At 44.2% G+C, this 335-nt stretch carries 1 protein-coding gene; it reads right to left on the reverse strand.

The annotated features are described in order from the left end of the window. Positions 1-323, reverse strand: a 323-nt coding sequence (locus AAEY62_RS21165) for a motility-associated protein (RefSeq protein WP_350636309.1), incomplete at its 3' end; no start/stop codon positions are given. Between the last annotated feature and the right edge of the window lie 12 nt (positions 324-335).

Below are 335 nucleotides of genomic sequence, written 5' to 3' on the forward strand. Positions count from 1 at the left end.
GCATAGGCATCTGGGTGGGTAAGCGCTTCGTTTTCAAGGGCTAAATAACCTTCTTGACGTGCTTTATGTGACCATCCTTTTACTTGCTCTATGGCATCTTCAATATTGTATTTAGGCGATACAAAAACCCAGTGCGTAATTTCTAGCATCTTTTTAAAAGTACTGGCTGATGTTTGTAACATTACAGCACCCAATGTGCCGCCCAGTACAATGATCAACGCAGGTCCGTTAAATAATGCCGATACCACACCGCCCTCTAACGAGTAACCTATTGCAATGGCGCCTAAGCCAATAAGTAAACCTAGTACGGAAAGCTTATCCACAGCCCACCTCTG

Origin of the sequence: Pseudoalteromonas sp. GW168-MNA-CIBAN-0100, from assembly GCF_040309225.1 — a bacterium.
Taxonomy (GTDB): Bacteria; Pseudomonadota; Gammaproteobacteria; order Enterobacterales; family Alteromonadaceae; genus Pseudoalteromonas; species Pseudoalteromonas arctica.